We start from the raw sequence: 19,714 nt of genomic DNA, 5'->3' as shown, positions 1-19,714 counted from the left end.
ATAATAAATGGACAATCACATTTTTTCGTTTGGAATGAATAGAACGTCATATAAAAAGCATGCCGGACACAAAAGTTAGACCCATTTTACCCAAATGAAGAACCATTAGGTGAGCCCCTTGAGAAAAAATCAAAAATTAACATGATTAAAGGTGGCATAAACTCCCCTAATTTGTTTATAATGAGAGGTATGGTTTGTCGTAAAAATAAGGGATAAACACTTATTATTTCACTGATAAATGGATACATACATGTAATAGAAAGGGAGTGTCTGACCTTGAGTTTGAAAGAATACTCACAGGAGCAGCTCAAGCACATGTCTTTAGTTGAACTTGCTTATGAAATTTTCAGAGACAGCAAAACACCGATTACGTTTTCCGAGTTAATAGATGAAATGGTCCGTTTACAAGGAATTCAAAAATCTGATCTTGATGATCGCCTTGCTCAATTTTATACAGACTTAAATATAGATGGCCGCTTTATTTCGTTAGGTGATCAGAGATGGGGACTTCGCAGCTGGTATCCAGTTGATCAAATCGAAGAAGAAGTTCAGCCAGCTGTGAAAACAAAAGCGAAAAAGAAAAAAACAAAAGCAGCTGTCGTTGAAGAAGACTTCGATGAAATTGAAGAGGAAGAGGAAATCGAAGAGCTTGAAGAAGACCTTGATCTTGTTGAAGACGACGATGATCTCGACCTAGACGATGATGAGGAAATCGAGGAAGATATAGAAGACTTCGACGAAGATGATGACGAAGATGATGACGAAGATGATGACGGCTTAACAGAAATTGACGAAGACGATTTAGACGATAATGAGGAAGAGAAATAACCCTCATAAACCGGTCCTTAAAACAGGACAAAACCGTCTTGACTTTCGAGAGCGAACTATGTAGTATGTATTTTGGGCTCTCTAAAAAGAGTACGTAAAGATACGTTCATTTACGCTCCCTTTCATTTATTTGAAAGGGAGCTTTCTTATTTTTCAAGAGATTTAGGGATACACTCTAAAAAGGATGAAGCTGTGCATGCCTAGTCATGCAAGGGTAAAAAAGAGAGGAGCATACGAAATGACAAAGTATATTTTTGTAACAGGAGGAGTTGTTTCCTCACTTGGAAAAGGGATCACGGCTGCCTCGTTAGGCCGCCTTCTGAAAAATAGAGGGATGGATGTCACCATTCAAAAATTCGATCCATATATCAACGTAGACCCAGGGACGATGAGTCCATATCAACACGGTGAGGTTTTCGTCACAGATGACGGTGCTGAAACAGACCTTGACTTAGGTCACTATGAGCGCTTCATTGATATTAATTTAAATAAGTACAGCAACGTCACAACTGGTAAAATCTACTCTACTGTTCTGAAGAAAGAGCGCCGCGGCGACTATTTAGGCGGAACGGTACAGGTTATTCCCCATATTACAAATGAAATCAAAGACCGCGTGTACCGTGCCGGAAAAGAAACAGGTGCAGATGTGGTCATCACAGAAATCGGCGGAACAGTTGGAGACATCGAATCCCTTCCTTTCCTAGAAGCGATTCGACAAATGAAGAGTGACATTGGCCGTGAAAACGTCATGTACATTCATTGTACCCTTGTTCCTTACATCCGAGCAGCAGGCGAGCTGAAAACAAAACCAACACAGCATAGTGTAAAAGAACTTCGCAGCCTTGGGATTCAGCCAAACGTGATTGTGGTCAGAACTGAAATGCCAATGACCCAAGACATGAAGGACAAAATTGCGTTATTCTGTGATATTGATACAAAAGCTGTTATCGAATGCCAAGATGCAGACACGCTATACTCTATTCCGCTTGATTTACAAAAACAAGGATTAGACAAGCTTGTATGCGAACATATGAAACTTGATTGCCAAGATGCAGACATGACGGAGTGGACAGCGCTAGTCGATAAAGTGCAAAACCTCTCAAAACAAGTCACAATTGGTCTAGTAGGGAAATATGTTGAATTGCAAGATGCATACATTTCTGTTGTTGAATCACTTCGACATGCTGGTTATGCATTTGATGCAGACGTTCAAATCAAATGGATCAATGCTGAAGAAGTGACAGCAGAAAATATGGCTGATTTCGCACAAGATGTAGACGGCATCATCGTTCCTGGAGGCTTCGGAGACCGCGGAGTGGAAGGGAAAATCATTGCTACACAATATGCTCGTGAAAACAAAGTGCCTTTCTTCGGAATTTGCTTAGGAATGCAAGTTGCGTCGATTGAATATGCACGAAACGTACTAGGCCTTGAAGGAGCTCATTCAGCGGAAATTGATCCTGAAACAGCATTCCCAATCATTGACCTTCTTCCAGAACAGAAGGATGTAGATGATCTAGGCGGAACACTTCGTCTTGGTCTATATCCATGTAAATTAAATGAAGACTCCAAAGCATTTGCAGCATACAACGATGAAGTGGTCTACGAACGCCACCGCCATCGCTATGAGTTCAATAACGAATTCAGACAGCAAATGGAAGCTGCAGGATTTGTCTTCTCTGGTACAAGCCCAGACGGACGTCTTGTTGAAATTATCGAGCTGAAGGATCACCCTTGGTTCCTTGCTTCTCAATTCCACCCAGAATTCGTCTCAAGACCGACAAGACCTCAGCCATTATTTAGAGATTTCGTTGGTGCTTCACTGCAAGCATCTGAATCAAAATAAAACAAAAAACTGCCGAGAGAATGATCTTCTCGGCAGTTTTTTTATTCATATTCCTCAACGATTTCTTTCACAGTAAACGATAGAGCGTGGTAGACGTATAAACATGTCATTAAAGCAGGGTAACCGAACCTTGTCCCGTCATCAGCAGGCACAAGCGGCTTCTTAAGCTGAAAATCAATATGGACATCACAATGCTCTTCAATCATGGACGGCTCCTTTTGTGCGGGCCCGACACCAACAACAGGCGTCCCTTGCGCATGCAGCTCTTTTACAAGAGATTGAATCTCCTCGTCTTCTGGTTCTGAATAAAATAGTAGCACTCTATCGCTTGGATGAAGCATGCTGCGCTCTGTTTGATCAAGCGGCAGTACTTTCGCACCTGGAAATGGCTCCTTGCTTTCAGTTGCCTCTAGGGCTACAGCAGCCAGTTCATTCTTTCCGTGAAAATAAACACCATGTCCACTGACAACGGCCTGTGCAAGAAGGCGTGCACCATCCTCGATCGCTTCAGCCTGCTTTTCTCCAATACGTGAAAAAATACCTGATAACTGAGTCGTGAAAATTTTTAACAAGACGGATTTCCTCCTTCGGTCAGATCATTTTATAATAGAATATAAAGAGAATATTAGGAAAAATGCTCAGAAAATGTCGTAAAGTAAACTATTATAAATAAAGGAAATGTGAAAATCAAACAGAATTATTTAACAACAGCTCTTTTTATGGCGAAAAATGAAAGCAATGGGGTGTAACAGATGAATGAGAAAATTTTAATTGTCGATGATCAATATGGTATTAGAATATTGTTGAATGAAGTGTTTCATAAAGAAGGTTATCAAACCTTCCAAGCAGCCAATGGGCTTCAGGCGTTAGATATTGTGAAAAATCATAGACCAAACCTTGTGTTGCTTGATATGAAGATTCCCGGAATGGATGGAATTGAAATTTTAAAACGCATGAAATTAATTGATGAAGACATCCGTGTCATCATTATGACAGCCTATGGCGAATTAGACATGATCCAAGAATCCAAAGAACTCGGTGCTTTGACGCACTTTGCGAAACCTTTTGATATTGATGAGATCCGAGATGCTGTCAAAGAATACTTGCCGCTCGAAACAAACGGTTAGATGGAAATGATTGAATCGAGTCATTCTGTTGCCGATTTGTCGAATAATTGGTATCCTAGATAAGAAGAAGAAAGCGATCTGACTTTGAAAGTTTACATATGGCGAGAAATTCTGGTCATGCTAGGGTGGAGAGCTTTTTTTAGTAAGCAAATTAGCTACATAGGGAGGATTTTTCATCATGCCTTTAGTTTCAATGACAGAAATGTTGAAAGACGCAAAGGAAAAAGGTTACGCTGTTGGACAGTTTAACTTAAATAATTTAGAATTCACGCAAGCGATTTTACTAGCTGCTGAAGAAGAGAAATCTCCAGTTATCTTAGGAGTATCTGAAGGAGCAGGACGCTACATGGGCGGCTTCAAAACAGTTGTCGCAATGGTTAAAGCGTTAATCGAAGAATATAATGTAACAGTTCCTGTTGCGATTCATTTAGATCACGGTTCAAGCTTTGAATCTTGTGCAAAAGCAATCCATGCAGGATTTACTTCTGTCATGATCGATGCTTCTCACCATCCATTCGATGAGAACGTAGCAACAACTGCGAAAGTAGTTGAGCTTGCACATTTCCATGGTGTATCTGTAGAAGCTGAGCTTGGAACTGTTGGCGGACAAGAAGATGACGTCATCGCTGAGGGCGTTATTTATGCTGATCCAAAAGAGTGCCAAGAGCTTGTAGAACGTACTGGCATTGACTGCCTTGCACCTGCATTAGGTTCAGTTCATGGTCCATACAAAGGTGAACCAAACCTTGGCTTCACTGAAATGGAAGAAATTGGTAAAATGACAGGTCTTCCACTTGTTCTTCATGGCGGAACAGGTATCCCAACTGCTGACATCAAGCGCTCAATTTCACTTGGTACAGCAAAAATCAATGTAAACACTGAAAACCAAATTGCTTCTGCGAAAGCAGTTCGCGAAACACTTGCTGCAAAAACAGAAGAGTATGATCCACGTAAATATCTTGGACCAGCTCGTGACGCAATTAAAGCGACTGTTATCGGCAAAATGCGTGAATTTGGTTCTTCTAACCAAGCATAATTTGATGAGAACCGAAAGCCGCCTGAGTCACAGGCGGTTTTCTCCATATCTTGAGAAAGCGCAATCAAATTTACATTTCAGACAATTTATTGATAGGAGAGTGGCACGGTTATGTTATTTTTCGTAGATACAGCGAATATCGCAGACATCAAAGAGGCGCACGAGCTTGGCATTTTAGCAGGCGTCACAACAAACCCTAGTTTAGTAGCGAAAGAAAAGGACGTATCATTCCACGACCGTCTTCGCGAAATCACTGACGTAGTATCAGGTTCTGTCAGTGCAGAAGTCATTTCCCTCAAAGCAGAAGAAATGATTGAAGAAGGAAAAGAGCTTGCTGCCATTGCACCAAATATCACGGTTAAAATCCCAATGACCACAGATGGTCTTAAAGCTGTCAAAGCGTTAACAGACCTTGGAATTAAAACAAACGTCACTTTGATTTTTAGTGCAAACCAAGCATTGCTTGCAGCTAGAGCTGGTGCGACGTATGTCTCTCCATTCCTCGGCCGCTTAGATGACATTGGCCAAAATGGTCTCGATCTCATCAGTGAAGTGAAAACCATTTTTGATGTTCATGGTTTAGATACACAAATCATTGCTGCATCTATTCGTCATCCGCAGCACGTGACAGAAGCTGCGCTTAGAGGTGCTCATATCGGCACAATGCCGCTGAAAGTCATCAAGCAGCTGACGAAACACCCATTAACGGATGCGGGCATTGAGCAGTTTTTAGCAGACTGGAATAAATAAGTGATTGTGGCAGGCAGGAATGTCTCCTGTTTGCCGCAGTTTTTCTTAAAAACGCTAAGAAATGTTTTGTGCAAAGAAGAGAACATCACAGCCTCGCAAAGCTTCGATTATTTTTCTTCCGACAAATTTCGTTTAACCTGTATTCTTTCTCTTGATATTGGCTAAATTTTGGACAAGACCTTTTAAAGCGCGACATCCACAAACAGTATAACTCCAACAGTGATCTTCTTTAAGAAGGGAGACAAATATGGAAAAGTTAAACATTGCCGGCGGTGACCCCTTACGCGGGACCGTACATATTAGTGGTGCGAAAAATAGTGCAGTGGCACTGATTCCTGCCACGATTCTCGCTGATTCTCCAGTAACGATTGAGGGCCTTCCGCATATTTCAGATATTGACACATTACGAGATCTGTTAGAAGAGATTGGCGGAAAGGTCACATTTGAAAAAGGCGAAATGGTCGTCAATCCTGCTTCCATGATCAGTATGCCGCTTCCTAATGGAAAAGTGAAGAAACTGCGTGCGTCTTATTATTTAATGGGCGCTATGCTGGGAAGATTCAAGCAGGCTGTCATTGGGCTGCCAGGAGGATGCCACTTAGGACCTAGGCCGATTGATCAGCATATCAAAGGGTTTGAAGCACTCGGAGCCGAGGTGACAAACGAGCAGGGTGCCATTTATTTGCGCGCTGAAAAATTAGTCGGAGCCCGTATTTACCTTGATGTGGTCAGTGTAGGTGCGACCATTAATATCATGCTGGCAGCTGTACTGGCTGAAGGAAAAACGTTAATTGAAAATGCCGCAAAAGAACCCGAAATTATTGATGTAGCCACATTGCTTGCGAGCATGGGGGCCAAAATCAAAGGTGCGGGTACTGATGTGATTCGAATCGAAGGTGTAGAATCTCTTCATGGCTGTAAGCATTCCATCATCCCTGATCGTATAGAAGCAGGCACTTTTTTAATTGCCGGTGCTGCGATGGGAGATGAAGTTGTACTTGATAATGTGATCCCAACTCATTTAGAATCAATTACGGCGAAACTTAGAGAGATGGGGTTCACCATTGAAACAAGCAACGATCAAATGCTGATCGTTGGCAGAAACGAAGGACTCAAGCCTGTCGATATTAAAACCCTTGTGTATCCGGGCTTTCCAACGGACCTTCAGCAGCCGATGACGGCGCTGTTAACAAAGGCGAAAGGCACGAGTGTGGTCACAGATACGATCTACTCAGCCCGCTTTAAGCATATTGACGAATTGCGTCGAATGGGTGCAAACATGAAGGTCGAAGGAAGATCTGCCATTATTACTGGACAAACGCAGCTTCAAGGAGCAAAGGTGAAGGCAAGTGACCTGCGTGCAGGTGCTTGTCTCGTGGTTGCAGGGTTAATGGCAGACGGTGTGACCGAAATCACAGGGCTTGAACATATAGACAGAGGATATAGTTTGCTTGAGAAGAAGCTTGAAGGCTTGGGTGCAACCATCTGGCGTGAAAAGCTGAGTGACCAAGAAATAGAAGAACTTCAAAATTCATAAGGCTTTGACTGTGAGAGGAGATTTGGACAAAAATGGAAAGAAGTTTATCGATGGAACTAGTACGGGTGACAGAAGCAGCTGCATTAAAATCTGCTCGTTGGATGGGAAGAGGATTAAAAGACGAAGCAGATGATGCTGCAACAAGTGCAATGCGTGATGTATTTGATACCATTCCGATGAAAGGAACAGTGGTCATTGGCGAGGGGGAAATGGACGAAGCACCAATGCTTTATATTGGGGAAAAGCTTGGGAACGGATACGGACCTCGTGTGGATGTAGCTGTTGATCCTTTAGAAGGAACAAATATTGTGGCAAGCGGGGGCTGGAATGCCTTAGCTGTTATTGCGGTTGCAGATCATGGCAACTTGCTGAATGCACCTGATATGTACATGGATAAGATCGCAGTAGGTCCAGAAGCGGTAGGCTGCATCGACATTGAAGCGCCTGTCATTGACAATCTTCGCGCTGTAGCAAAAGCAAAAAACAAAGATATTGAAGATGTGGTTGCAACGATTTTAAACAGAGATCGACATGAGAAAATCATTGCTGAACTGAGAGAAGCAGGAGCAAGAATCAAACTGATCGATGATGGTGACGTTGCAGGAGCCATTAATACAGCATTTGATCATACAGGTGTTGATATTCTATTTGGTTCAGGCGGAGCGCCAGAAGGTGTCCTTTCTGCTGTTGCGTTAAAGGCACTTGGTGGTGAAATCCACGGAAAGCTTCTTCCTCAAAGTGAAGAAGAACTCAGACGCTGTGAGAAAATGGGGCTGGATGTTGGCAAAGTCTTAAGAATGGAAGACCTCGTGAAAGGCGACGACGCCATTTTTGCAGCGACTGGTGTAACAGACGGTGAGCTATTAAAAGGTGTTCAATTCAAAGGCTCTGTTGGAACAACACATAGTGTTGTGATGCGTGCGAAATCAGGTACAGTTCGTTTCGTAGATGGCAGACACAGCTTAAAGAAAAAACCGAATCTTGTCATTCGTCCGTAATCTGAAAGCGGGTATTCATTACCCGCTTTTCATATAGGTGTCAAATGTATATCATTTTCTTTTTAAAGTTGAATATTCTCTGCAAATGAGGTAAAACTAAAGAGTGCTGCGAAATTTTCTGCGAATTTACTTCTTTTAAGCTTCAACAAGTTTAAATACTGCCGCATCATGACGATATACTCATTATCCTTCTCTATGTTGACAAAGCTCAATTTCACATTGTTCCTATCTTTACGATAAAACGAGTGGGAGCGTTACCATGAGAGCGAGGTCATTCCAACAAAAACGGAATTAAAAGCTAATCAAATACAATGGTCGTGCATTTGTAATGAAATACATTGACTAGAAAAGTGTGGTGTCCATATTGAAAGATGTTTCGATTTCATCTTTGGAAAATATGAAATTAAAAGAGCTGTATGAGTTAGCAAAAAAGTACAAAATCTCTTATTACAGCAAACTAACAAAAAAAGAATTGATTTTTGCCATCTTAAAGGCGAATGCTGAGCAAGAGGATCTCTTATTTATGGAAGGGGTTCTTGAAATTATTCAGTCTGAGGGATTTGGTTTCTTAAGACCAATTAACTACTCTCCAAGTTCTGAAGACATTTATATTTCAGCTTCACAAATCAGACGCTTTGATTTACGAAACGGAGATAAGGTGTCTGGAAAGGTACGACCTCCAAAAGAGAATGAACGCTACTATGGCCTCCTTCATGTCGAAGCGGTAAATGGGGACGACCCAGAATCAGCTAAGGAACGTGTTCACTTTCCTGCACTCACGCCGCTATTCCCTGATCGTCAAATGATTCTTGAAACACAGCCTAATCACCTGTCTACTAGAATTATGGATATGATGGCGCCAGTTGGGTTTGGGCAGCGTGGTTTAATTGTTGCACCGCCTAAGGCTGGGAAAACCATTTTGCTCAAAGAAATTGCCAACAGCATTTCTGAAAATCACCCAGAGTCAGAGCTAATTGTCCTGTTAATTGACGAACGCCCAGAGGAAGTAACAGATATCGAACGTTCTGTTGCAGGGGATGTTGTTAGTTCAACCTTTGACGAAGTACCGGAAAACCACATTAAAGTAGCAGAGCTTGTATTAGAGCGTGCCATGCGTCTTGTTGAACATAAGAAAGATGTCATCATCTTAATGGACAGCATCACAAGGCTTGCTCGTGCATACAACCTTGTCATTCCGCCAAGCGGCCGAACGCTTTCCGGCGGTATTGATCCAGCGGCTTTCCACCGTCCAAAACGCTTCTTTGGTGCTGCGCGTAACATTGAAGAAGGCGGAAGCTTGACCATTTTAGCCACTGCGCTTGTTGATACAGGATCACGTATGGATGATGTGATTTATGAGGAATTTAAGGGAACGGGGAACATGGAGCTACATTTAGACCGCTCTCTGGCAGAAAGAAGAATTTTCCCAGCAATCGACATTCGTCGTTCTGGAACGAGAAAAGAAGAACTGCTTGTACCAAAAGAGCATCTTGATCGTTTATGGGCGATGAGAAAATCGATGTCAGATACACCTGACTTTGCTGAGAAGTTCATGCGCAAAATGAGAAAGACAAAGACAAACCAAGAATTTTTCGATATTTTAACGCAAGAATGGAAACAAGCGAACATGTCTGCATCTAGAAGATAGCTTGTTGAAAAAATACATTTGCAATCATAGACTCACACTGTTATAATTTCATCATGTGCGTTTCAGAATTTATTCTGAGATATTAACTCTGTTTCCGAATTGGATTCAGGGCGGAAGGAGATGACAGTAGATGAAAACAGGAATTCATCCTAACTACAAAAAAGCTACAGTCAAATGCGCTTGTGGAAATGAGTTTGAAACTGGATCAGTAAAAGAAGAGGTACGCATCGAGATTTGCTCTGAGTGCCATCCTTTCTATACAGGCCGTCAAAAATTCGCTTCTGCTGATGGACGTGTTGACCGCTTTAACAAAAAATACGGTCTTAAGTAATAATAGATACAATAAACAGGCAGGAATCCGTTCTTGCCTGTTTTTTTACGTGGATTGATGGAACTTTAAAACGGGGGAGAAGACCTTATGTATGTGATGAAACAAAGCGGTTGGCTTGAAGTCATCTGCGGAAGTATGTTTTCTGGAAAGTCGGAAGAATTGATTCGGAGAGCCAAAAGGGCCACCTTTGCCAAACAAGAAGTAAAAATATTCAAACCAGCGATTGATAACCGATATAGTACTAGCTCAGTTGTTTCACATAACGGTTCATCGGTCGATGGGATTGCAGTAGCCTCACCAAAAGACATAATAACGCACATATCAGAAAGAACCGATGTCATTGGCATAGATGAGGTGCAATTTTTTGATGAGACAATCATTGACATTGTCACTCAATTGGCTGATAAAGGTTACCGAGTCATTGTTGCAGGCCTTGATCAAGACTTTAGAGGAGAGCCATTTGGTGTTGTTCCGCATTTAATGGCATGTGCAGAGCTTGTAACAAAACTTCAAGCAGTTTGTTCGGTATGCGGCTCCCCAGCGAGTAGAACACAACGCTTAATCGACGGTAAACCCGCATCCTATGATGATCCCATTATTTTAGTAGGTGCGCAGGAATCATACGAAGCACGATGCAGACATCACCATGAAGTACCAAGACTTGACGTTGGTACAACACTTGACAATTAAAAAAATAGCAAATGCCGCTGTGTTTCGTTTTTCGAGATTTTGGCTGAACACCCATCATTTGTACTTAAATAAATTAAATAACGCTACGAAAAAATTATCTAATTTTCAACGCTTGCGTTTTAGCATAAGCAGGCATAAAATGACTAACTGTAGTGTAAAGCATTTTAACGAAAAGTTCGATTTCTTGTCATAATTTTTTTGATTAAGGATTTTCCTCCTTAATCGTTCTTTAAATTAATAGTTCACTTTATTTATATTTTAGAAAGAGGGTAGTTTTTGATGAACAACGTGAAGAAAACAAAAGAAGGGTACCTCGAAACCACTTTGACAGGTAAAGATGTATTATCGATTCCAACGTTGAACAAAGGCGTTGCTTTCTCTGAAGAAGAAAGACAAGAGCTTGGACTAGAAGGCTTACTTCCTCCAACTGTTCTCACTTTAGAACAACAAGCGGAGAGAGCGTACAAGCAATTCCTAGCACAGCCAGATCGTCTTCGTCAAAACGTATACTTAAGTGATTTGCAAAACCGTAACGAAGTATTGTTCTATAAGCTTATATCAGACAAGCTTCGTGAAATGCTTCCAGTTGTGTACACACCAACTGTTGGTGAAGCGATTCAAGAATACAGCCATGAATACAGAAGACCTCATGGTGTCTATCTTTCAATCGACAACATTGACGGCATTGAGAAAGCATTTGAAAACTTACATGCAACAGCAGGAGATATCGACCTAATCGTAGCAACTGACTCTGAGAGCATTCTTGGAATTGGTGACTGGGGTGTCGGTGGTATCAACATCGCAATCGGTAAATTAGCTGTTTACACAGCTGCAGCAGGTATTGATCCAAGCCGCGTGATTCCAGTCGTATTAGATGTTGGAACAAACAATGAAAAATTATTGAATGATCCATTATACATCGGAAACCACCACAAACGTGTACAAGGTGAAAAATACGAGGAATTCATTGATGCTTATGTAAAAGCAGCGCTTAAATTCTTCCCGAAAGCATTACTTCACTGGGAAGACCTTGGAAACAAAAACGCACGTAACATCATGAAAAAATACAATGATAACATCTTAACATTCAATGATGATATTCAAGGTACTGGTGCCATTACTTTAGCGGGTGTTCTTGCGGCTGTCAAGAAAACTGGTACTCAATTGAAAGATCACCGTGTGATGATCTTCGGAGCTGGTTCAGCTGGAATCGGAATCGCAGATCAAATGCGTGACACAATGGTTCTTGAAGGTCTAACTGAAGAAGAAGCAAACAATGCTTTCTGGACATTAGACTACAGAGGTTTATTGACAGATCAATTCGAAGATGAAGTGTTTGATTTCCAAAAACCATACCTTCGTTCTTCTGATGAAGTAGAAGGCTGGGCACGTGATGAAAAAGGCCAAATCTCATTTGCTGAAGCTGTTCGCCAGGTGAAGCCAACGATTCTAATTGGTACATCAGGTCAAGGCGGCGCATTCACTGAAGAAATCATTAAAGAAATCGCAGCTCATACAGAGCGCCCAGTGATCATGCCAATGTCTAACCCAACACCACTTGCGGAAGCAGTTCCAGAAGATCTATTCAAATGGACAGACGGCCGTGCACTTGTTGCAACAGGAAGCCCGTTCGAAAACGTTGAGTATAACGGAATTGAACATGAAATTGGACAATCAAACAATGCGTTCGTTTTCCCTGGACTTGGTCTTGGCTCAATCGTAACGGAATCAAAAATCATCACAAAAGGCATGTTCGTGGCTTCTGCGGATGCGATTGCTGAAATGGTTGATCATGATAAACCAGGTGCTGGTCTACTTCCAAGCATTGATAAGTTACAAGAAGTTTCTATTAAAGTGGCTATTGAAGTAGCAAAAGCAGCAATTAAAGATGGTGTCGCAAGAAAAACACCTGACGACATCGAACAAGCTGTGAAAGATGCAATGTGGATTCCTGAATATAAAAAAATTGTAAGAGCATAATAAAATGTGTAACGCGGCATTGTTTCGGGTAATCTAAGCAATGCCGCAACAAAATAAAGAAACATGTAAAGGATTCAAGGAGGAATAGTAAGATGGACTTTTTAAATATTTTGATCCTCCTAGCACCGATTTTTTTCGTTATCGCGCTGGGTTGGTTCGCAGGGAACTTCGGCAGCTATGACGCTAAATCTGCAAAAGGTGTAAGTACACTTGTTACAAAGTATGCTTTGCCAGCGCACTTTATCGCCAGCATTCTGTCAACACCAAAAGATAAATTCTATAGTCAAATTCCATTTTTCGTTGCATTGATTTTCGGAATCGTTGGTTTTTATATCATTATCCTTTTAGTTACGAAATTTGCGTTTAAATATGATTTAACAGATTCATCTGTTTTCTCGTTAAACTCAGCACAACCGACCTTTGCATTTATGGGGATTCCGGTCTTGGGCAGTTTATTTGGGGCTCAAGAAGTTGCAATTCCGATTGCTATTACCGGAATAGTTGTAAATGCATTGCTTGATCCAATTGCGATTATTGTGTCAACTGTCGGTGAAAAAACAAAAGGAAAAGCCAAAGATGGCGAAAGTTTCCTAAAAATGACGACAAAAGCGATTTTGCACGGTTTATCAGAGCCGCTTGCACTTGCACCACTAGCTAGTATCATCCTTGTACTTTTAGGATTTAAACTACCTGAAATTGGACATGAAATGCTAGAGGAAATTGGAAGTGTGACGTCAGGGGTTGCGCTATTCGCAGTCGGTGTCACTGTCGGTATTCGAAAAATTAAACTGAGCTTACCAGCTTTCAGTATTGCGCTATTAAAAGTAGCTGTTCAACCGCTTCTTATGTATCTTATCGCCATTCTTATGGGTCTTTCGGCTGATGAAATTACAAAAGCTGTATTGCTTGTTGCCTTCCCAGGTTCAGCTGTTGCAGCGATGATCGCCACACGATTTGAGAAACAAGAGGCAGAAACTGCATCCGCATTTGTGATCAGTGCCATCATGTCACTCATAACATTACCGATCATTATTGCGCTTACCGTATAATATAGTAGAAGGCTGCCTCATGAGGCAGCCTTTCTTAGCGAAATGAATGAAACAGAGGGAAGAGCACACGCTTTTTTTTGATGTCAGGGTGCGTGATTTCCTTTTTTTCTTCTATTTGAGAGGGTTGTTTTAATTTTTCGGTCAGACGCTCAAGTTTAGTGGTGAGATCTTCAATTTCTCTGCGGTGCTGGAGCAGCTGGTATGATACACCTTCGTCCGCTTTTTTAGCCAGTTTCCGTTCAAGTTCTTGCAGTCGTTTTTCTACATCAGTGCTGTGCAATTGCTGCTGAATGAGCTGATTCACTTGCTTTTCTAATGCTTCAATCCGCTTAGTAGAGACATCAGTTTCTACAGCAGGCGATAACTGTTGAACGGTTTCTGTGTGGATTGGCAGTCGAATGTCTTGAAGGATCACACCCTCACTCATTTGGTGTTTGACTTCTTTGAGCAGTTGTACAATATCTTCATGGAATTCATAATGTCCAAGTTCATTCCGGGCGACAGGGATGTTGAGCTGTTTGACCCAACGCTGAATCGTTTTTGAAGAAACGCCAATTTCTTTTGCAACCTCATTTGTATTCAAACCAAATGCCCTCCCTTTTTTCAATTATAAGTACCATTCTCTTCAAGGAGGAACTGTTCCTTCACGTTAGACAAAACAAGTAACCAATCGGCAAAGATCGTGTTTTCTAGCGGAAAATTGCAGAGAATCAATTGTTTTGGAAATTTTTTTGACTGTCATACCCCGCTATACTATAATTAGACTGTTACGCACAAAACAGAGGTGAAGACCATGTTAGACCGTTTAAAATCAATTGAAGAACGCTATGAAAAGTTAAATGAATATTTAAGTGATCCTGAAGTGGTGAACGACCCTACGAAACTTCGTGAATATTCGAAGGAACAATCTGATATTCAAGAAACTGTTGAGGTATATAGACAATATCGTGCGGCATACGACCAGTTGAGCGAAGCGAAAGCAATGCTGGAAGATAAGCTGGATGCCGAGATGCGCGACATGGTCAAAGAAGAAATTTCAGAGCTCACAGAGGAAACAGAACGTTTAGAAGACGAGCTGAAAATCTTGCTGATCCCGAAAGATCCAAATGACAATAAAAACGTTATTGTGGAGGTTCGTGGTGCAGCAGGAGGAGAAGAGGCCGCGCTTTTTGCAGGAAACCTTTACCGTATGTACAGCCGTTATGCTGAAATGCAGGGCTGGAAAACAGAAGTCATGGAAGCGAGTGTGACTGGAACTGGCGGTTATAAAGAGATTATCTTTATGATTAGCGGGAAAGGCGCATATTCCAAACTAAAGTTTGAAAACGGCGCACACCGCGTGCAGCGTGTTCCGGAAACAGAATCAGGTGGACGGATTCATACATCAACAGCGACAGTGGCTGTCTTGCCTGAGGCTGAAGAAGTTGAAATTGATATCCATGAAAAGGACATCCGTGTAGATACTTTCACATCAAGTGGACCTGGCGGACAAAGTGTTAACACAACCATGTCTGCTGTTCGATTAACTCACCTTCCAACAGGAGTGGTTGTATCCTGTCAGGATGAGAAATCACAAATCAAAAACAAAGAGAAAGCCATGAAAGTATTACGTGCGAGAATTTATGATAAATTCCAGCGTGAAGCACAGGCTGAATATGATCAAACACGTAAATCTGCTGTTGGAACAGGGGATCGTTCAGAGCGTATCCGTACGTACAACTTCCCGCAAAACCGTGTAACAGACCACCGCATCGGATTGACGATTCAAAAGCTTGATCAAATTTTAGAAGGAAAACTTGACGAGGTCATTGATGCATTAATTATGGAAGACCAAGCAAGAAAGCTTCAAAATGCAAAATAATCAGCGAACCATCTTTGAAGCCCTTAAATGGGCTTCTTCTTTGTTAACGGAAGCCGGTAGAGACCAAAACGCAGCAGAGCTTCTTTTGATGCATGTATTGGACCTAAGCAGAAGTGAACTTCTTGCACGTTTTCATGATCAGTTGCCAGATGAGCAAGATCGGTTATTCCGCGAGTTTGTCACGCAGCACAAGAAAGGCGTGCCAGTTCAACATCTAATAGGTATTGAATTTTTTTACGGCCGTCCCTTCGAGGTGAACAAACATGTTCTCATCCCTCGCCCTGAAACGGAAGAGGTCGTTTTGGCAGCGCTGAATTTGATGAGTGACATCTTCCCGCACGATCAGCCGCTCAAAGCAGTGGACGTTGGCACAGGAAGTGGGGCAATTGCGATTACGCTCGCTCTTGAGAAAGAAACACTATCTGTCACAGCGACGGATATTTCACATGAAGCACTTGCGGTAGCAAAGCGGAATCAACAAGCGCTTGGTGCAGATGTCCATTTTTTACAAGGGGACTTACTCGAACCGATCAAGGATCAAGGCATCAAAGTGGATCTGTTTATTTCCAACCCACCTTATATTGCGGCAGAAGAAATGGACAGTTTATCAGAGGTGGTCACGAAGCATGAGCCAGTAAATGCACTGACAGATGGACGTGATGGTTTGTGGTTTTACAAGCGTCTCGTTCGTGATCTTCACCATGTACTTCATGAGCAGGCGGTCGTTGTCTTTGAAATCGGACATACGCAAGGGCAAGATGTAAAAACACTTCTCTTGCAGTCATTTCCCGCGGCAGATGTCCTCATCGTCAAGGATATTAACGGGAAAGACCGAGCTGTTTGCGCACACATCAAAACGGAAAGTCCGGCTGAATAAAGTCGGACTATTTTATTATGTAAAGATGAAACTTATGGTAAAAGAGAAACGTATATATAGAAGAATGAACATTCTGATCATGATTTTTTTACATAAATTTGTTTTGAAGGAGCGAATGGTGTGAACAGAAGGTATGCGATGGTGTTGGTCATCGTCAGTGTACTATTGATTGTGAGTGCTTGTGGCAAACCGAGCTTTAAAAAAGAAGCAGCAGCATTTGGAGAAAGCTATAAAAAAGCACAATACACAGTGAATCGAACCGATGACCTAACTGACATGAAGGAGAAGTTGAAGTCTTATTTAACCGAGCATGAATATCAAGAATATACACAAGACAGCATGTTCCCGAGTGTATTAGAAGCAGCAAAGGACCAAGATTGTCAAATTAAGCTGAAGAAAATTACGTTTACGCCTTCAGATGAAAGCGATGACAGAATTGAATTTAACTATGAAATGATGATTCAATTTATTAATCAAAAAGGAAAAGTCAAAAAAGAAATCAAGAAAAAAGGAGCAATGACTGTCATCAAAACAGATGCAGGGCTAAAAATTAGCCGAGATTGGGATGGAAGACTGTACCCTTCCGATTACCAATCCTCACTCCAAAGCCGTTCTTAATGGAACGGTTTTTTATCATTTGACTTACAATCTATTAAAAAAATCATCTTTTCTGTTTATGAGATGGGTTTCCTGGACACAATGTTTGTAGCGAAGAGAAAAAGTGGGGGGAACACATCATGTTTAAAAGTAAAATGATGATATGTCTTTATATGTTTCTATTATTATGTGGTGCTTTTGCAAACCTTGGCAAGGAAGAGACAGCGGCTGCTTCTGCGAATCAGCCTGTTGTGATACCAGATGAAGCCATTCGATTACGCATTTTAGCAAATAGTGATCGTTCAGCAGATCAGGATGTGAAAAGAAGCATACGTGACGAAGTCAATGCCAATATGACGGAATGGGTCAAAGACCTTACATCTATTGAAGAAGCAAGACGTGTGATTCGGTCCAAGCTGCCAGAAATCAATCGTATTGCCAAAGCGAAATTGAAGGAGCAGCACATTGATCAATCCGTATCAGTCAGCTTCCAAAAAGCCTCATTTCCAACAAAGCTTTATGGAAATTTCGTTTATCCTGCTGGGAAATATGAAGCCATTTTAATTACGCTAGGAGAAGGGGATGGAGCCAATTGGTGGTGTGTATTATTCCCGCCGCTTTGCTTTATCGATTTTTCAAATGGAGAAGCCATCGCATCGCCAGAGGGTGATGAAGAGAACGAAGTGACAGCCCAGCAAACAGATGAGTCTGTGAATGAAGCGGTCAAAGAAAAGAAAGAAGAGACGAGTGAAGTGAAATTCTTTTTATTTGATTGGGTCTCTAGTCTTTTCTCCTAAAAAAGGTATAAATCTGTTTTTACCTCATAGAGTTGAAGTAAGAGATCAAAAAGAGGTGAAAGCATGTATTATCAGTTAAGAATAGCCACAGAAGAAGATGCCCCAGCCATTAATGCTTTTCTTGAAAAAGGACAAGCGAAAGGCGGCGTCACACTTGCAGAGCGTACGACATTTGTTGTTATGGAAGATGCGGACGGTCAACTGGCAGGGTGTTTAGGTCTTGAGCAACTGAGTGAACAAGAGGGCTTGCTACGGTCTCTTGTCATATCAGATAAACTAGGTCAAGGACATATCGTGTCTTTATTCCAAAGTGTTCAAACGCTTGGAGGAAAAATAGGTGTGGATACGTTTTATGTCGTTGCCAACCACTCCTCCTCACATGATTTTTTAGCATTGATGGGCTTCACAGCTTTAGAGGATATTCCAGAAAGCATGTGGGTATCTGCACATGCAAAAGAGATCTTAGCGAAAGAACAGGCTGTGGTTCTTCAAAAAAAAGCCAGTTAATCACAATATATTGAACTTATACACATACTTATCCACCGTTAAACAAGCGTTATCCACAAATTGTGGACAACGCTTGTTTTATTGATCATCATCTTTTATACTTTCAAAAGGATAATTGAGATATATCAACAGTTTTATCTTTTTTAAAAGGAGTTTGTATGATGTTAAATACAAAAAGGTGGTCTGTGGATTTAGAAAAGGATTTATCCACATACTATCCACAAATTGAACAGGCAGCGCTGTTATTGAAGCAAAACGAAGTAGTCGCTTTTCCGACAGAAACGGTGTATGGACTAGGGGCTAATGCAAAAGAGACAGAAGCTGTCATGAAAATATATGAAGCGAAAGGGCGTCCAAGTGATAATCCATTGATTGTCCACATTGCCGAGGTTGAGCAGCTTCATGAATTTGCACAAATAGAAAGTGAAAGAGCAAAGGCATTGATGAAAGCCTTTTGGCCTGGTGCTTTAACCATTGTGCTTCCGTGTAAGCCGGGCACTTTATCAAAGCAGGTCACAGCGGGTTTATCCACGGTCGGTGTGAGAATGCCTGACCATCCGATTGCGCTTGAGCTTATCCGAACGGCTGGTCTGCCGATTGCCGCTCCAAGTGCCAACCGTTCAGGTAAACCTTCTCCGACACAAGCTGACCATGTAGCAAGTGATCTCGATGGGAGAATCGCTGGGATTGTCGATGGTGGTTCAACTGGTATTGGCGTTGAGTCAACGGTCGTATCCTGTGTGGATGAGATTCCAGTCATCCTAAGACCGGGCGGAATTACAAAAGAAGCTTTAGAAGAGGTAGTAGGAACGGTCAGTATTGACCCAGGGCTGACAAAAAAGGACGAAGCGCCTGTATCGCCAGGGATGAAATACACACACTATGCCCCTGAAGCTAAAATGTACCTTTTTCATGGAAGTGATGAAGAGTTGCAGCGTCACATTCAAACATACCAGACAGAAGGTTTAAAAGTGGGTGTGCTGACAACAGAAGAAAAGAAATCGTTGTTTGCGGCAGATGTTGTTTTCAGCTGTGGATGGAGAGAAAAACCTGAAACGATAGCAGCAAACTTATATCGCGTGCTGAGACAATTTGATGAGACAGATGTAGATGTTATTATTTCAGAAACCTTTTCAAAGCAGGGGGTTGGTTCAGCAATTATGAACCGTCTGCAAAAAGCGGCAGGAGGGCGCACTCTCTCTTCATTCAAATAGTTCTAACCCTTCTTGGACAAACATAGGTTAAAGGAGAATGC

At 41.7% G+C, this 19,714-nt stretch carries 20 protein-coding genes; 18 read left to right on the top strand and 2 right to left on the bottom strand.

Annotated features, from left to right (window positions below):
* Positions 1–276: 276 nt before the first annotated feature.
* Positions 277–828 carry a DNA-directed RNA polymerase subunit delta gene (gene rpoE / locus MKX52_RS16800; RefSeq protein ID WP_342491070.1) on the top strand — a complete coding sequence of 184 codons (552 nt, stop codon included), beginning with the start codon at positions 277–279 and terminating at the stop codon, positions 826–828.
* 238 nt (positions 829–1,066) lie between these two features.
* A complete protein-coding gene (gene pyrG / locus MKX52_RS16795; RefSeq protein WP_003215143.1) occupies positions 1,067–2,674 on the top strand; it encodes a CTP synthase (glutamine hydrolyzing) in 1,608 nt (535 codons plus the stop codon).
* Positions 2,675–2,715: 41 nt separating this feature from the next.
* Here pyrG and MKX52_RS16790 read toward each other — a convergent pair whose 3' ends face one another.
* On the bottom strand, positions 2,716–3,246 hold the full coding sequence (locus tag MKX52_RS16790; protein ID WP_342491069.1) for a DUF2529 domain-containing protein: 531 nt from the start codon (positions 3,244–3,246) through the stop codon (positions 2,716–2,718).
* Between the two features lie 180 nt (positions 3,247–3,426).
* Between MKX52_RS16790 and MKX52_RS16785 the strand changes: the two genes are divergently transcribed.
* The 10 genes from MKX52_RS16785 to MKX52_RS16740 all read left to right on the top strand — a co-directional run bounded on the left by MKX52_RS16785 (position 3,427) and on the right by MKX52_RS16740 (position 13,820).
* The gene (locus MKX52_RS16785; protein ID WP_003214681.1) at positions 3,427–3,801 is read left to right on the top strand and encodes a response regulator; all 375 of its coding nucleotides are present in this window, start codon (positions 3,427–3,429) and stop codon (positions 3,799–3,801) included.
* 178 nt (positions 3,802–3,979) lie between these two features.
* On the top strand, positions 3,980–4,837 hold the full coding sequence (locus MKX52_RS16780) for a class II fructose-bisphosphate aldolase (protein ID WP_012011570.1): 858 nt from the start codon (positions 3,980–3,982) through the stop codon (positions 4,835–4,837).
* A gap of 111 nt (positions 4,838–4,948) precedes the next feature.
* Positions 4,949–5,587, top strand: coding sequence for a fructose-6-phosphate aldolase (gene fsa, locus MKX52_RS16775; RefSeq protein ID WP_003215343.1), 639 nt, complete (start codon positions 4,949–4,951; stop codon positions 5,585–5,587).
* Positions 5,588–5,834: 247 nt separating this feature from the next.
* Positions 5,835–7,124 carry a UDP-N-acetylglucosamine 1-carboxyvinyltransferase gene (locus tag MKX52_RS16770; RefSeq protein ID WP_012011568.1) on the top strand — a complete coding sequence of 430 codons (1,290 nt, stop codon included), beginning with the start codon at positions 5,835–5,837 and terminating at the stop codon, positions 7,122–7,124.
* Positions 7,125–7,156: 32 nt separating this feature from the next.
* Positions 7,157–8,122, top strand: a complete 966-nt coding sequence (gene glpX / locus MKX52_RS16765; protein WP_012011567.1) for a class II fructose-bisphosphatase — start codon at positions 7,157–7,159, stop codon at positions 8,120–8,122.
* A 364-nt stretch (positions 8,123–8,486) separates the two neighbouring features.
* Positions 8,487–9,770, top strand: coding sequence for a transcription termination factor Rho (gene rho, locus MKX52_RS16760; RefSeq protein ID WP_003215202.1), 1,284 nt, complete (start codon positions 8,487–8,489; stop codon positions 9,768–9,770).
* A 130-nt stretch (positions 9,771–9,900) separates the two neighbouring features.
* Positions 9,901–10,101, top strand: a complete 201-nt coding sequence (gene rpmE, locus MKX52_RS16755; RefSeq protein ID WP_003215407.1) for a 50S ribosomal protein L31 — start codon at positions 9,901–9,903, stop codon at positions 10,099–10,101.
* Between the two features lie 87 nt (positions 10,102–10,188).
* Positions 10,189–10,791 (top strand): thymidine kinase, encoded by a 603-nt coding sequence (locus MKX52_RS16750; protein WP_003214626.1) that lies wholly within the window; start codon positions 10,189–10,191, stop codon positions 10,789–10,791.
* Positions 10,792–11,070: 279 nt separating this feature from the next.
* Complete coding sequence (malS, locus tag MKX52_RS16745) at positions 11,071–12,771, top strand: oxaloacetate-decarboxylating malate dehydrogenase (RefSeq protein WP_012011565.1); 1,701 nt, start codon at positions 11,071–11,073, stop codon at positions 12,769–12,771.
* Between the two features lie 92 nt (positions 12,772–12,863).
* Complete coding sequence (locus MKX52_RS16740; protein WP_012011564.1) at positions 12,864–13,820, top strand: AEC family transporter; 957 nt, start codon at positions 12,864–12,866, stop codon at positions 13,818–13,820.
* Positions 13,821–13,854: 34 nt separating this feature from the next.
* On the opposite strand, the gene racA is transcribed toward MKX52_RS16740, so the two are convergent.
* Positions 13,855–14,403: a chromosome-anchoring protein RacA gene (gene racA, locus MKX52_RS16735; RefSeq protein WP_144469733.1), complete on the bottom strand. Its 549-nt coding sequence runs from the start codon at positions 14,401–14,403 to the stop codon at positions 13,855–13,857.
* A gap of 210 nt (positions 14,404–14,613) precedes the next feature.
* On the opposite strand from racA, the gene prfA reads away from it, so the two are divergent.
* The 6 genes from prfA to MKX52_RS16705 all read left to right on the top strand — a co-directional run bounded on the left by prfA (position 14,614) and on the right by MKX52_RS16705 (position 19,673).
* A complete protein-coding gene (gene prfA, locus MKX52_RS16730) occupies positions 14,614–15,681 on the top strand; it encodes a peptide chain release factor 1 (protein WP_012011562.1) in 1,068 nt (355 codons plus the stop codon).
* Positions 15,671–16,558, top strand: coding sequence for a peptide chain release factor N(5)-glutamine methyltransferase (prmC, locus tag MKX52_RS16725; RefSeq protein WP_342491068.1), 888 nt, complete (start codon positions 15,671–15,673; stop codon positions 16,556–16,558). The genes prfA and prmC overlap by 11 nt, the downstream gene beginning before the upstream one ends.
* A gap of 138 nt (positions 16,559–16,696) precedes the next feature.
* Positions 16,697–17,176 (top strand): hypothetical protein, encoded by a 480-nt coding sequence (locus MKX52_RS16720; protein ID WP_012011560.1) that lies wholly within the window; start codon positions 16,697–16,699, stop codon positions 17,174–17,176.
* A gap of 119 nt (positions 17,177–17,295) precedes the next feature.
* On the top strand, positions 17,296–17,952 hold the full coding sequence (spoIIR, locus tag MKX52_RS16715; RefSeq protein WP_088003371.1) for a stage II sporulation protein R: 657 nt from the start codon (positions 17,296–17,298) through the stop codon (positions 17,950–17,952).
* A gap of 63 nt (positions 17,953–18,015) precedes the next feature.
* Entirely contained in the window at positions 18,016–18,459 is a 444-nt protein-coding gene (locus tag MKX52_RS16710; protein WP_012011558.1) for a hypothetical protein, read from the top strand.
* Positions 18,460–18,620: 161 nt separating this feature from the next.
* Complete coding sequence (locus MKX52_RS16705; protein WP_088003374.1) at positions 18,621–19,673, top strand: L-threonylcarbamoyladenylate synthase; 1,053 nt, start codon at positions 18,621–18,623, stop codon at positions 19,671–19,673.
* Positions 19,674–19,714 lie beyond the last annotated feature (41 nt).

Origin of the sequence: Bacillus sp. FSL R5-0422 (assembly GCF_038610765.1) — a bacterium.
Lineage (GTDB): Bacteria > Bacillota > Bacilli > Bacillales > Bacillaceae > Bacillus > Bacillus pumilus_O.
The sequence above is the reverse complement of the archived record's forward strand: the minus strand, read 5'-3'. Positions and strand labels throughout refer to the sequence as shown.

Excerpts from the sequence above, each read along its gene's own strand:
- pyrG (WP_003215143.1), top strand. The coding sequence starts at position 1,067 with ATGACAAAGTATATTTTTGTAACAGGAGGAGTTGTTTCCTCACTTGGA.
- MKX52_RS16785 (WP_003214681.1), top strand. The coding sequence starts at position 3,427 with ATGAATGAGAAAATTTTAATTGTCGATGATCAATATGGTATTAGAATA.
- MKX52_RS16780 (WP_012011570.1), top strand. The coding sequence starts at position 3,980 with ATGCCTTTAGTTTCAATGACAGAAATGTTGAAAGACGCAAAGGAAAAA.
- fsa (WP_003215343.1), top strand. The coding sequence starts at position 4,949 with ATGTTATTTTTCGTAGATACAGCGAATATCGCAGACATCAAAGAGGCG.
- MKX52_RS16770 (WP_012011568.1), top strand. The coding sequence starts at position 5,835 with ATGGAAAAGTTAAACATTGCCGGCGGTGACCCCTTACGCGGGACCGTA.
- glpX (WP_012011567.1), top strand. The coding sequence starts at position 7,157 with ATGGAAAGAAGTTTATCGATGGAACTAGTACGGGTGACAGAAGCAGCT.
- rpmE (WP_003215407.1), top strand. The coding sequence starts at position 9,901 with ATGAAAACAGGAATTCATCCTAACTACAAAAAAGCTACAGTCAAATGC.
- MKX52_RS16750 (WP_003214626.1), top strand. The coding sequence starts at position 10,189 with ATGTATGTGATGAAACAAAGCGGTTGGCTTGAAGTCATCTGCGGAAGT.
- malS (WP_012011565.1), top strand. The coding sequence starts at position 11,071 with ATGAACAACGTGAAGAAAACAAAAGAAGGGTACCTCGAAACCACTTTG.
- MKX52_RS16740 (WP_012011564.1), top strand. The coding sequence starts at position 12,864 with ATGGACTTTTTAAATATTTTGATCCTCCTAGCACCGATTTTTTTCGTT.
- prfA (WP_012011562.1), top strand. The coding sequence starts at position 14,614 with ATGTTAGACCGTTTAAAATCAATTGAAGAACGCTATGAAAAGTTAAAT.
- prmC (WP_342491068.1), top strand. The coding sequence starts at position 15,671 with ATGCAAAATAATCAGCGAACCATCTTTGAAGCCCTTAAATGGGCTTCT.
- MKX52_RS16720 (WP_012011560.1), top strand. The coding sequence starts at position 16,697 with ATGGTGTTGGTCATCGTCAGTGTACTATTGATTGTGAGTGCTTGTGGC.
- spoIIR (WP_088003371.1), top strand. The coding sequence starts at position 17,296 with ATGTTTAAAAGTAAAATGATGATATGTCTTTATATGTTTCTATTATTA.
- MKX52_RS16710 (WP_012011558.1), top strand. The coding sequence starts at position 18,016 with ATGTATTATCAGTTAAGAATAGCCACAGAAGAAGATGCCCCAGCCATT.
- MKX52_RS16705 (WP_088003374.1), top strand. The coding sequence starts at position 18,621 with ATGTTAAATACAAAAAGGTGGTCTGTGGATTTAGAAAAGGATTTATCC.